The organism is uncultured Clostridium sp. (genome assembly GCF_934754915.1).
Lineage (GTDB): Bacteria > Bacillota > Clostridia > Clostridiales > Clostridiaceae > Clostridium.
Genome location: NZ_CAKVKB010000005.1, coordinates 60,517 through 74,102, shown reverse-complemented (window position 1 = coordinate 74,102; position 13,586 = coordinate 60,517). Strand labels below are relative to the sequence as shown.

Here is a 13,586-nt window from a genome sequence, read left to right as displayed (position 1 = left end):
AAATATAACTACTAATGGAACATTAAATAATGAAGTGAATGATGTACTTATACATTCACAAAGTTTAAGACAGGTAAATATATCCCTTCATAGTTTTGAGGCAAATGATAATGAAAGGAATTTTAATGAGTATATAGACAATATAATAGAATTTATAAAAGAAGTATCTGAAAAAACTGATGTAATATGTGCACTTAGATTATGGAATTTAGATGGGAAATATAAAGGCAGCAATAATTTAAATATTGATATTTTTAAACTTTTGGAAAGAGAATTTGAACTTGAAGTAAATCTTGAGGAAATTTTTAAAGAAAAGCATAGTTTTAAAATTAGAGATCGAGTTTTCATAAGTATGGGGGAAAAATTCAAATGGCCTTCTCTTAAAGATAGTGAACTTGGAGAAAGAGCGTTTTGTTATGGATTAAGAGATCAGATTGGAATACTTGTAGATGGAACTGTGGTGCCATGCTGCTTAGACAGTGATGGCAGTATACCTTTAGGAAATATATTTAATCAAGAACTTGAAGAGATAATAAACAGCCCAAGAGCAAAAGCAATCTATGATGGATTTTCGGGAAGAAAGGCAGTAGAAGAGCTTTGCAAAAAATGCGGTTTTATAAACAGAGTAAGGTAAAAATTGAGGTTAAAAATAAAAAACAGTTCTATGAATAAAAGTTTCCTGTATTTATAATACTAAAATTTAGAACGTATTATTTTAAGGAGGAAAATTTTCATGGAATTGAGAGAAAGTAAGACTAAAATAAATCTTTTAAGAGCATTTGCAGGGGAAAGTCAGGCAAGAAACAGGTATGATATAGCTGCTGAGAAAGCCAAAAAGGAAGGATTACACATAATTGAAAGTTTATTTAAGTATACTGCTAATCAGGAGAAAGCACATGCAGAAGTGTTTTTAAGCAAACTTAATGAATTTAGTGGATGTAATATTTCTATAGACAACGCAACATATCCTATAGAAGGAGATGAACCTTGTTTAAAACTCCTTCAATCAGCAGCACATAATGAATTTGAAGAACATGATAAGGTTTATAAGGAGTTTGCAGAAACAGCTAGAAGTGAAGGATTTGCTGATATTGCAACACTATTTGAAAATATAGCTGCAATTGAAAAAATACATGGAGACAGATTTAAACGTTATGCACAGGAGATTGAAAACGCAACATTATTTAAGAAAGATATGAATTCAAAGTGGATGTGTGCAAACTGCGGATATATATATGAAGGACCTGAGCCTCCTAAAAATTGTCCTGTATGTGGAAAACCTCAAGGATATGCATTATTGTTTGAAAATTCACTATTTGAATAATTTTAAAAAGGCATTTGAAAAATTGTGTGAACTTTTTATGTATCTTTAAGTTTTCTTGTGTATATTAATTTAAACAAATACTAATGGTTGATGTAATAATTGCATAATGATAAACATATTTAATTAAAATATTTTGGGAAAATATGAAATTTAAAGTATAAAATATTATAAATAGGTCAATAATCCCAATATAAGGAGGGATTATCGATGATTATAAGTAAAAGAAAACTATTTATTCTGATGACAGTGTTGTTAGCAATTGTGTTTTCATTAACATATTACTTATGTGATAGGTATATAACAAAACCAATTGTTGAGAAAGAAAATGCAATTGTTGTAAATAATTATGATGAAGATAATAATCTTTCAGATGAAACTATAGTATGTCTTTATTCAGGAGATATAAAAGAAGAAGAAATATCACTTGGTGATTTAAAGAAAAAACTTGGAATAAATGATGATATAGATAAAGCAGAATTATCAAAAAAATTAAAAGATGAAGGATATGCATTAGTTTTAACAGCAGATAATGAACTTACTTTTAAAAAAGATCCATCACAGACTGTAAAGCCTGATAAATATTATATTGGCGAAAAAGATGGATATCTTGCTATTTATAAGACTGATAAAAATGGAACTCTTATGATTGAAAATAAAGAGGATATATATAGTGATAATAAAAAAATCGACAGTCTTACACCAGCAGATATAACTAAAATTAAAAATTTTCAATTTGAATATGATAATAAAGAAGATGCAGAAGAAAATATATCGGAATTTTTATCATAATATATTGTGCAGTATTCAAAGAATTTATTTGCTTTGGAGCTGCTTTTTATTTTGCAGTAGATTATTAAAAAATTTACTTTTTTGCATAGAGGATTGAAAGATTTTTAGTAAAATGATAAAGTATAATTTAGGCTTATACATAGGAGGATGGAGGAAATACTGATATGTATGAATACATAAAAGGAATTTATATAGGTATTAATAAAGATTATATAATTGTAGAAAACAATGGTATAGGATATAAAATTTTTACATCTGGTGCAACCATGTCTTCAGTACCTGAATCTGGTGAGCAAATAACACTTTATTTAGATCAGATAGTAAGAGAGGATTTTATAGGTTTATATGGTTTTGATTCAAAAGAAGAACTTACGATGTTTAAGCTTCTTCTTACTGTAAATGGGGTTGGTCCTAAAGCTGCATTATCACTTCTATCAATAAGCAGATTGAATAATCTTAAATATGCTATAATGACTGGTGATGAAAAGCATATATGCAGAGGTGTTGGAATAGGCAAAAAGACAGCTGCAAGAATAATATTAGAATTAAAAGATAAACTTCAGCCTGATGAGCTTCTTGATGGAATTGATAATAATTTAGAAGATGGCAAGGGTGCAAACAACTTAATGGCAGTTTCAGAGGTGTTGAGTGCACTTATAGCTTTGGGATATAGCGAAAAAGAAGCAGAAAAGGTAATTAAGAATATAGACAAGAATGATACTGTTGAAAATATGATAAAAAATGCATTAAAAGCACTTATGAATTAAAAAACATAATTGTGGATTTTTCATATTGGCATAAAAATATAAACCTCAACTCAAGACATAGCATATCTTAAATGAATATAATACTATGTTTTGGATTAAATTATATAAAATTATAATTATGAAATATTCACAATTATGCAATTTTATTGCTAATTAAAAATCGGGGGTGTAATATGGAACGCATAGTGAATCCATCAGAATTAAATGGGGATTTTAATTCTGAATTAAGTTTAAGGCCTCAAAAGATAAATGAATACATAGGACAGCAGAAGGTAAAAGAAAGACTGGATATATTTATTCAGGCTGCTAAAAATAGAAATGAAGCACTCGATCATGTATTGCTTTATGGACCACCTGGACTTGGGAAGACAACACTTGCCAATATAATTGCAAAGGAAATGAAGGGAGATCTTAAAGTCACTTCAGGACCGGCAATAGAAAGAGCAGGAGATCTTGCTGCAATTCTTACAACATTGAAGGATTATGATGTTTTGTTTATTGACGAAATACACAGACTGAACAGGAGTGTTGAAGAAATACTTTATCCGGCAATGGAAGATTATGTTCTTGATATAGTTATAGGAAAAGGCTCAGCAGCAAAGTCTATAAGAATAGATCTTCCTAAATTTACTCTTATTGGAGCAACCACAAGAATTGGAATGCTTACAGCACCACTTCGCGATAGATTTGGTGTTTTATGTGCAATGGAATACTATACTGATGAGGAATTGAAAGAGATAATTGTAAGAAGTGCATCTGTTCTTGGATGTGCAATAACAGAAGAAGGAGCAGTTGAAATTGCAAAAAGATCAAGAGGAACACCAAGAATTGCAAACAGACTTTTAAAAAGAGTAAGAGATTATTCAGAAGTAAAATCAAATAAACTGATATCGCTTAAAGAAGCAAGGGAAGCACTTGAACTTCTGGAAGTAGATAACCTTGGATTTGATAAAGTAGACAATAAAATACTTGAAGCTATAGTAGATAACTTTAATGGAGGCCCAGTTGGAATTGAAACTTTATCTTATTTCATAGGTGAAGAGCTTGGAACAATAGAAGATGTTTATGAACCATATCTTCTTCAACAGGGATTTATAATAAGAACACCAAGAGGAAGAATTGCAAGTGATAAAGCATATGAACATCTTGGAAGAATAAATCCTTCAAAGAAAAGTGAACCTAAAGTTCAAGGAACATTTTTTGATGAAGAAAATTAAATTATATATATTTCAATTGACAATTTACAATGAAGGATGAAATCTTTTCGAGATTTCTTTAATTATTATGTTACTTTATTATTTGGAACATAATATATTAATTTATAAATAAACAAAGCTATAGATATTTAAGAGAAGGAATATAAGAATATGAATAGCTATTGTTAATCAAAAGAGTTGGGAGATATTAAAATGAATGTAAAAGAATTTGATTTTTATTTACCAGAGGAGCTTATAGCACAGCATCCTTTAGAAAAAAGAGATACTTCCAGATTAATGGTTTTGGATAAGAAAACTGGAGAAATAGAACATAAGGTTTTTCATGATATAATAGATTATCTAAATTGTGGAGATACTTTAGTTTTAAACAATACAAGAGTTATGCCTGCAAGACTTATAGGTGAAAAAGAAGGAACAGGGGGAAAAATAGAATTTCTCCTTCTTAAAAGAATTGAAAAGGATAGATGGGAATGTCTTGCTAAACCTGGAAAATCAGCAAGAGTAGGAAGAAAGTTCACTTTTGGTGAAGGAAAGCTTAAGGCAGAAGTTGTTGAAGTTAAAGATGATGGAAATAGAATTGTAGAGTTTTATTATGATGGAATATTTGAAGAAGTTCTTGATTCTTTAGGTGAAATGCCTCTTCCTCCATACATACATGAAAGACTTGAAGATAGGGAAAGATATCAGACTGTATATTCAAAAGAAAATGGATCAGCAGCAGCACCAACAGCAGGACTACATTTTACAAAGGAATTATTGGAAAAAATAAAGGAAAAAGGTGTGAATGTTGTTTATCTTACTTTACATGTAGGTCTTGGAACATTCAGACCAGTAAAGGTTGAAAATTTAGAAGAACATCAGATGCATTCTGAATTCTATATGCTTTCAAAAGAAAGTGCAGATATAATAAATGAAACAAAGAAAAAGGGAGGAAGAATAATTTCTGTTGGAACAACATCTACAAGAACTTTAGAAACTATTGGGGATGAAAATGGATTTGTAAGAGAACAGAGTGGATGGACAGATATTTTTATTTATCCTGGATATAAATTTAAGGTAGTGGATAATTTAATAACAAATTTCCATTTACCAGAATCAACATTGATAATGCTTGTTTCAACTTTAGCAGGAAAAGATAATGTAATGAATGCATATAAAACTGCAGTTGAAGAAAAATATAGATTTTTCTCATTTGGAGATGCTATGTTTATAAAATAGCATTATAAATGAGTTAAAAATATTGTTTAATAATTGAACAATTGATGAGGTGACATAGTCAAGTGTTTACATTTATATAAATTATAATTAAGAGGTGACGCTTGTGAGTAAAAGATACACGTTGTTAAAAAAAGACGGAAAAGCTAGAAGAGGACAGTTTGTTACTCCTCATGGGACTATACAGACTCCTGTATTTATGAATGTTGGAACATTAGCAGCTATTAAGGGTGCTGTTTCAAGTATGGACTTAAAGGATATTGGATGTCAGGTTGAATTATCTAATACTTATCATCTTCATTTAAGACCAACTGATAAAGTGGTAAAAAAGTTGGGTGGTCTGCATAAATTTATGAACTGGGATAGACCAATTCTTACAGATTCAGGCGGATTTCAAGTGTTTTCATTAGCAAGTATGAGAAAGATAAAAGAAGAAGGAGTTTATTTTAATTCTCATATAGATGGAAGAAAAATATTTATGGGGCCAGAAGAATCAATGCAGATTCAGAGCAATTTAGCATCTACAATAGCCATGGCTTTTGATGAATGTATTGAAAATCCAGCACCAAGAGAATATGTTGAAAAGTCTGTAGCAAGAACAACAAGATGGCTTGAAAGATGTAAAATAGAAATGGCAAGATTGAATTCTCTTCCTGATACAATAAATAAAGAACAACTGCTTTTTGGAATAAATCAAGGTGGAGTATATGAAGATATAAGAATAGCTCATGCAAAAGAAATTGCTAAGATGGATTTGGATGGATATGCAATTGGAGGCCTTGCTGTTGGTGAAAGTCATGAGGATATGTATAGAATTATAGATGCTGTTGTACCACATCTTCCAGAAGATAAACCAATATACTTAATGGGAGTTGGAACACCAGAAAATATTTTGGAAGCAGTTGATAGAGGTGTGGATTTCTTTGATTGTGTACTTCCAGCAAGAAACGGAAGACATGGTAATGTATATACAAGTGAAGGAAAACTTAATCTAATGAATGCAAAATATGAACTTGATGAAAGACCAATAGATGAAAAATGTAATTGTCCAGCATGTAGAAATTATTCAAGAGCATATATAAGACATTTATTTAAGGCTAAAGAAATGCTTGCTATGAGATTGAGTGTATTACATAATTTATATTTCTATAATAAGCTTATGGAAGATATAAGAGAAGCAATTGACGGAGGGTATTATAAAGAGTTCAAGGCTGAAAAACTTCAACAGTGGAATAGCAAAAAATAATCTGCTATAATAAAACTTGATTTTTATGGATATAATATGAATAAATAATTAAAATTATTATAATATGGTTGATATTCGTAAACATTAACGTTAAACTATTTAACAAGAAATATTTATAATTTATGGAGGAACAATAAAATGAATGGTACTATGGGAACAATACTTGTAAATGTACTTCCTTTTGTAGTTGTTCTGGCTGTTTTTTACTTTCTTATGATAATTCCAGAAAAGAAAAGAAAAAAACAGTATCAAGCAATGATTGAAGGATTAAGAGTTCATGATGAAATAGTTACAAAGGGAGGTATAGTAGGTAAAATTACTAATATCGAAGAAAAATATGTGACTGTTGAAACAAGTAATGCAAAGACTAAGATTAAATTTGAAAAAAGTGCTGTTGCGTATAAGACAGGAAAAGATGCAAATTTATAATATAAAAGTCAGAATTAATCTGTATTAAATTAAATAATTTTAACAGTAATGCCTTCTGAAACTTTTGAAAATTAAAGTATCAGAAGGTGTTGATTTTTTTGAATTCATTTTAATTAATCATGCTGGCAATAAAAAACTTTATTAAGAAATTATAGTGTGTTATAATGGACAATGTGTTAGCAGGGGTAATTATAATTTTTATATTTTACATAACGTACTGAATTTTCAATAGGTGCGGGAATTAAAAGACATAAATTATGGAGGGAGATAAAATGAAGAAGAACGGCAAAAGTGCAGCAATTCTTGGAATAATTATTGCTGTAATAGTATTTTTTGCTTTTGCAGGATTTAAGGGATTAGTCATTGGTGATTATCAATTCAAGTCATTTGAATCTGTAATTACAAGAGGACTTGATCTTCAAGGTGGAGTTTCTGTTCTTATGGAAATTCAAAAGGATGATGTAACTCAAGAAGAACTAGATAGTACAAAACAACATTTAGAACTGAGAGTAAATAAGCTAGGAGTAGCTGAAACTGTTATTACAACTGAAGGTGATAAGAGAATAAGAGTTGACATTCCAGGACAATTTGATTCTAATGAAATTGTGCAGAGTTTAAGTCAGTCTGGTAACTTGGTATTTAAGAGTCCAGATGGAGAAGAAATATTAACTGGAAGTGATGTAAAGAAAGCTACAGCTCAGCTTAATCAACAGACAGGCAAATATGAAGTAGGACTTGAATTCAATGATGAAGGTACAGTAAAATTTGCTGAAGCTACATCAAAATATATAGGTCAATCAATTGGTATATATCTTGATGATGAAGAGATATCTAATCCTACAGTGCAAAATGCTATAACAGATGGAAAAGCTTCAATAACAGGAAGTAGTACATTAGAAGAAAATAAAGCATTAGCAGGAATGATAAATTCAGGAGCACTTCCAGTACCAGTAAAGTCAATTTCTGTTAAAAATGTAGGTGCTCAGCTTGGTGCCACAGCATTCCCTAATGCTATGAAAGCAGGAGCAATTGGTATAGGTCTTGTATTTTTATTTATGATATTAATATATAGACGTCAAGGATTTTTTGCAGATATAGCATTAACATTATATATATTCTTAATATTAATAATTTTCGTAGAAGTAGGAGTAACACTGACTCTTCCAGGAATTGCAGCATTGCTTCTAACAATTGGTATGGCAGTTGATGCTAACATATTAATATTTGAGAGAACAAAGGAAGAACTAAAAAAAGGTGTATCAGTAAAGACAGCAGTAAAAAGAGGGTCAGAAAATGCTCTTTCTTCAATTGTAGATTCAAATGTAACTACAATATTATGTGCTTTAATTCTATACTTTATAGGTTCAGGATCAGTAAAAGGATTTGCCATAACTCTTATGATAGGTATTTTGGTAAGTTTATTTACAGCTCTTGTAGTAACAAAATTATTAGTTAATTTAGCTGTTGATTGTGGAATTTTAAGCAAACCAAAACAATTTGGAGTGAAGAAGGAGGCTGAAAATCATGCTTAAGATAGTTGAAAAATCGAAGATATGGATTTCAATTTCCTTAATAATAATAGTAATAGGATTAGGATTTGCGTGCGTTAAAGGGTTGAATTTTGGATTAGACTTTAAAGGAGGTACGCAGATTTCAATTCAATTGAATGAAAATATAAATAAAGAAGATGCTGATGCTATTGTTAAACAGTATGCACCAGACTCAACAACTACTATTTCAAATGTTTATGAATATGAGATAAAATCAACTGATTTAGAAAGTGAACAATTATCTTCAATAATGTCAGACTTTAAAGATAAATTTGATTTAGATGATTCTGCATTAATTTCTCATGAAGAAATTGGAGCTTCTGTAGGTAAAGAATTAACTAAAAATTCTTTCTTAGCAATTCTTGCAGCAAGTGTAGTTATGCTTATATATGTTGCAATAAGATTTGAATTTAAGTTTGGAGTGGCAGCATTAATAGCAACACTTCATGATGTACTTATAACAATAGCATTTTATGCTGTGTTTGGAATAACAGTAAATACACCATTTATTGCAGCTATTCTTACAATAGTTGGTTATTCTATGAATGATACAATAGTAATATTTGATAGAATAAGAGAAAACTTAAAGAAAATGAGAAGAGCAGATGTAATTGAAGTTGCAAATACTAGTATAAATGAAACTTTGTCAAGATCTGTCTATACTTCCTTATCAACTTTAATAACAATAATAGCTATAAATATACTGGTTCCATCAGTAAGAGAATTTACCGTTCCATTAATTGTAGGAATTGTATGTGGTGCTTATTCATCAATATTTATAGCTACACCAGTATGGATATTCTTAAAGGAAAAACTGGATAAGAAGAAAGTTAAAAATGCTTAATTACTGGTCTTAAATTAATATAAAAACCTCCAGCATGAAATGGAGGTTTTTATTTCGCAATAAAACAATTGTAAAAAAGCCTACAATCATTTATAATATATGTGTTTTCTAATTTTATGGAGGAAGAAGCCATGCGTAAGTTCTGGGAAAGTATATATTGTCCAAATTATATTACTGGATATAACCCATTTATACTTAAAGGTATGAACAAAGCAATAGAGAGATTAGCTTTAGCTGTTAATAATAGACAAAAAATTGTGGTCTATGGTACATATAATGTCGATGGAATTTGTGCAGTTTCATCATTAATCCTCGTTCTTAGATATTTAAATGCAGATGTTGAATATTTGATATATGATAGACAGGAAAGTGATGCTAGAATAAATTCGGTGGATATAAAAGATAATGTTGATTTTTTGGGTGCGGAGCTTTTAATAACTTTAGGTGTAGGATTGAAATCACAAGAAGAGGTAAATCTGTGTAAAAAATTAGGCATAGATTTAATTGTTCTAGAAAATGAAATAAGTGATATAGTAAATGATTATATTTACATAAATCCTAATCAGAAGGGTTGTCAGTATAGATACAAAGATTTATCAACAAGTGGACTAACATTTAAGTTGATGCAGGCAGTTGCAATCTATTACAATATGAAAAGTATCAACAAATATTTAGATCTTATATTAATAGGAATAGAATGGTCTAAAGTTACAGCTAAAGGGGAAAATAGGGTATTTATTAAAGAAGGAAACAAATTTTTAATGAATACTAATAATAATGGGTTAAGGTCAATAATAGAATTTAATAATATAGAGGAATTCGACGATTATGGCATAAACACGATAATAGAATCGATAGTTCCTCCAATAGGAGCAGTAGGAGTTACTGATAATGCTAGAATAGTGTTAGAACTTTTAACTACAAATGATAAAGACAGATCAGATCAGATTGTAAAATACCTATATAGTCTGAAAAGGAATCATCCTATGAAGCAGATAAAACATATATAGATTATGCTTTTAAATAAAGTAATTAGAAATGAATGTTATTTTGTAATATGCATTTTAATTTTATACATAATATAAGATATTAGATTTATAATTGTAGTTGAAGATGATATTTTATATGGTTTCGAATTTATTATAAATTTTAACTGTAAATTGTAAGGTGTGCTATTTAATCGAAAAATTTATTTTTTATATTAAAATAAGTACAATGGAGGAATAAAAATGAATTTAAAAGAAAAAATAAGAGTAATTGAAAATTTCCCTAAAGAAGGTATAAGTTTTAAAGATATTACTACTTTAATTGGAGATCCAGAAGGATTAAAAGAATCAATTGATGCAGTTGCTAATTATTTAAAAGATAAAAATATAGATTTAGTTGTAGGCCCAGAAGCAAGGGGATTTATATTTGGTGTTCCAGTTGCTTATGCTTTAGGGGCTGGCTTTGTTCCAGTTAGAAAACCAGGTAAACTTCCAGCAGAAACACTTTCAGTAACTTATGATTTAGAATATGGCACTGATGAAATTCAAATACACAAAGATGCTATAAAGCCAGGACAAAGAGTTGCTATAATTGATGATTTGTTAGCAACAGGAGGAACTGTAGAAGCTGTTATTAAATTAGTAGAACAGGCAGGTGGAGTTGTAGTTTCTGTAGATTTTATTACTGAACTAACAGGCTTAAAAGGAAGAGAAAAATTTAAAGGTTATGATGTAATGTCATTAGTTGAATACGAATATTAAACTTTAAACTAATGTTATCAATTAAAAGAAGCAGAGAAATAACTGCTTCTTTTTTAAAGAATATTTTAATTATTATTATATGTTGTAAGAGCAAGTTTATCTAAGCAAATTTTTCATGCAATATTGAAAATGAAAGTAAAATAATATATAATTATTAAAAAACGAGGCTGGTTTTGAAACCAGCCTTTGAATTTACTTTGAAATTTCATTAATATAGAAGGAGAGTAATCCTTATGGTTGATAAGTTACTGGAAAAAATAGAAAAGAATTGCCATAATGTTGATGTGGAATTAGTAAAAAAGGCATATAACTTTGCAAAAGAGGCCCATAAGGACCAGAAAAGAGAATCGGGAGAACCTTATATAATCCATCCTGTAGCTGTAGCTGAAATATTAGCAGAACTTGGAATGGATACGAATACTATAGTGGCAGGACTTCTTCATGATGTGATAGAAGATACAGACTGTTCGTACGAAGATGCTGCGAGGATTTTTAATCCTGAAATAGCTAATCTGGTAGATGGTGTCACAAAACTTACAAAACTTGGAGAAATGGAATATAAAACAAAAGAGGAGCAACAGGCAGACAATGTAAGAAAAATGCTTCTTGCAATGGCAAAAGATATAAGAGTAATAATTATAAAACTTGCAGATAGACTTCATAATATGAGAACTCTTAAATTTATGCCTGCAAATAAACAAAAGAGTAAAGCTAAAGAAACATTAGATATATATGCACCATTAGCTCACAGGCTAGGTATGTCTAAAATTAAATGGGAGCTTGAGGACCTTTGTTTCAGATATCTTCATGAAAAGGAATATTATCAGCTTGTAAAAGATATTGCTGAAAAGAGGGTTGAAAGAGAAAGCTATATACAAGACATAGTAAGTGATTTGTATAAGAAACTGGAAGCTGCAGGAATTGATTCAGATATAGATGGAAGACCAAAACATTTTTATAGTATATATAAGAAAATGATAAATAAAAATAAGAGTCTTGAACAGATATTTGATCTTACAGCTATAAGGGTTTTGGTAAATTCAGTTAAAGATTGTTATGGAGTTCTTGGAATCGTACATACAATATATAGACCTATTCCAGGAAGGTTTAAAGATTACATAGCTATGCCTAAGCCAAACATGTATCAATCTCTTCACACAACAGTAATAGGACCACAGGGAAAGACTTTTGAAATACAGATAAGAACTTTTGAAATGCATAAGACAGCAGAATATGGTATTGCTGCACACTGGAAATATAAAGAAGGAGATACCAGTGGGACAGAGCAGGATAAACAAAAGGATTTTGAAAAAAAGCTTGCATGGCTTAGAGATATGCTTGAGTGGCAGAAAGAAACATCAGATGCAGAAGAGTTTATGGAAGGATTTAAAATTGATTTGTTTTCTGATGAAGTCTTTGTATTTACACCAAAGGGCGTCGTAATAAATTTATGTAGTAAGGCAACTCCTATAGATTTTGCATATAGAATACATACAGATGTAGGAAACAAATGTGTAGGAGCAAAAGTTAATGGGAAAATAGTTCCTCTTGATTATACTTTAAAGACTGGCGAAATTGTAGAAATACTTACATCTCCAAATGCTAAGGGACCTAATATGGATTGGCTTAACATTGCAAAAAGCAATCAGGCTAAGAGTAAAATTAAACTTTGGTTTAAAAAGGCTAAAAAAGAGGAAAATATTGTAAAAGGTAAAGAAATTTTTGAAAAAGAATTAAAGAAGCAGGCAGTCAGTTATTCAGATATAGCAAAAGGTGAAGTTTACGAAAAATTTGTAAAAAGATATAATATACATTCAATGGATGATTTATATGCTGTAGTAGGTATAGGAAGTCTTTCAGCATCTTCTTATATATCAAGACTAAAAGAAGACAATGGAGTAGATAAATCTATTAAAGAGAGAGAAAATAAGGAAATATTAAATAAAGCAATTGAAGAACAAATTGCAAAGACTGCAAGGCAGGGTGAACCTGGCAATTATGGAATTACAGTAAAAGGCGAAAGCAATCTTATGGTTAGATTTGCAAAATGCTGTTCACCAGTACCTGGAGATGATATTTTGGGATACATAACTAAAGGAAGAGGTGTATCAGTACATAGAAGAGACTGCAGCAATTTAAAATCATTAATAGAAACTGATGGCGAGAAAGTTATTGAAGTAAATTGGGGTAAATCTCTTAATACATCATATTTTGCTGAAATACAGGTTAAAGCAGAAGATAGGCCTAATCTTCTAGCTGATACAATGAGTGTGATTTCAGATTTAAAACTTCAACTGAGTGCGGTAAATGCTAATCTTGCAAAAGACGGTTTTGCATTTATAAATATAAAAGTAAAAATAACATCAGTAGATAATTTAAATGAATTGATGAAAAAAATAAAAAGACTTAAAGGTGTAATTGATGTTTATAGAGTTAACAGCTAAATTAAAAAAGCTG

The 13,586-nt window shown here is 29.8% G+C and carries 13 protein-coding genes; all 13 read left to right on the top strand.

The features are described from left to right. Positions 1 to 634: SPASM domain-containing protein (locus tag Q0F58_RS02025; protein WP_294371839.1), on the top strand; the 634-nt coding region annotated here is incomplete at its 5' end. Between the two features lie 99 nt (positions 635 to 733). Further along, positions 734 to 1,324, top strand: coding sequence for a rubrerythrin (rbr, locus tag Q0F58_RS02020; RefSeq protein ID WP_294371836.1), 591 nt, complete (start codon positions 734 to 736; stop codon positions 1,322 to 1,324). Between the two features lie 207 nt (positions 1,325 to 1,531). Next, on the top strand, positions 1,532 to 2,113 hold the full coding sequence (locus tag Q0F58_RS02015; RefSeq protein ID WP_294371834.1) for a hypothetical protein: 582 nt from the start codon (positions 1,532 to 1,534) through the stop codon (positions 2,111 to 2,113). Between the two features lie 164 nt (positions 2,114 to 2,277). After that, entirely contained in the window at positions 2,278 to 2,880 is a 603-nt protein-coding gene (gene ruvA / locus Q0F58_RS02010; protein ID WP_294371831.1) for a Holliday junction branch migration protein RuvA, read from the top strand. A gap of 173 nt (positions 2,881 to 3,053) precedes the next feature. Then, positions 3,054 to 4,097 carry a Holliday junction branch migration DNA helicase RuvB gene (gene ruvB / locus Q0F58_RS02005; protein WP_294371829.1) on the top strand — a complete coding sequence of 348 codons (1,044 nt, stop codon included), beginning with the start codon at positions 3,054 to 3,056 and terminating at the stop codon, positions 4,095 to 4,097. 192 nt (positions 4,098 to 4,289) lie between these two features. Beyond that, a complete protein-coding gene (queA, locus tag Q0F58_RS02000; RefSeq protein ID WP_294371825.1) occupies positions 4,290 to 5,315 on the top strand; it encodes a tRNA preQ1(34) S-adenosylmethionine ribosyltransferase-isomerase QueA in 1,026 nt (341 codons plus the stop codon). 103 nt (positions 5,316 to 5,418) lie between these two features. Continuing rightward, the gene (tgt, locus tag Q0F58_RS01995) at positions 5,419 to 6,558 is read left to right on the top strand and encodes a tRNA guanosine(34) transglycosylase Tgt (RefSeq protein WP_294371820.1); all 1,140 of its coding nucleotides are present in this window, start codon (positions 5,419 to 5,421) and stop codon (positions 6,556 to 6,558) included. A 138-nt stretch (positions 6,559 to 6,696) separates the two neighbouring features. Continuing rightward, positions 6,697 to 6,987: a preprotein translocase subunit YajC gene (gene yajC, locus Q0F58_RS01990; RefSeq protein WP_294371818.1), complete on the top strand. Its 291-nt coding sequence runs from the start codon at positions 6,697 to 6,699 to the stop codon at positions 6,985 to 6,987. Between the two features lie 272 nt (positions 6,988 to 7,259). Then, positions 7,260 to 8,519 carry a protein translocase subunit SecD gene (secD, locus tag Q0F58_RS01985; protein WP_294371815.1) on the top strand — a complete coding sequence of 420 codons (1,260 nt, stop codon included), beginning with the start codon at positions 7,260 to 7,262 and terminating at the stop codon, positions 8,517 to 8,519. Further along, positions 8,512 to 9,381 carry a protein translocase subunit SecF gene (gene secF / locus Q0F58_RS01980; protein ID WP_294371813.1) on the top strand — a complete coding sequence of 290 codons (870 nt, stop codon included), beginning with the start codon at positions 8,512 to 8,514 and terminating at the stop codon, positions 9,379 to 9,381. Before secD ends, secF begins: the two co-directional genes overlap by 8 nt. Before the next feature lie 131 nt (positions 9,382 to 9,512). Beyond that, the gene (locus Q0F58_RS01975; RefSeq protein ID WP_294371811.1) at positions 9,513 to 10,391 is read left to right on the top strand and encodes a DHH family phosphoesterase; all 879 of its coding nucleotides are present in this window, start codon (positions 9,513 to 9,515) and stop codon (positions 10,389 to 10,391) included. Positions 10,392 to 10,610: 219 nt separating this feature from the next. After that, entirely contained in the window at positions 10,611 to 11,129 is a 519-nt protein-coding gene (locus Q0F58_RS01970) for an adenine phosphoribosyltransferase (RefSeq protein ID WP_294371809.1), read from the top strand. 233 nt (positions 11,130 to 11,362) lie between these two features. Further along, a complete protein-coding gene (locus tag Q0F58_RS01965) occupies positions 11,363 to 13,573 on the top strand; it encodes a bifunctional (p)ppGpp synthetase/guanosine-3',5'-bis(diphosphate) 3'-pyrophosphohydrolase (RefSeq protein WP_294371807.1) in 2,211 nt (736 codons plus the stop codon). Positions 13,574 to 13,586: the final 13 nt, after the last annotated feature.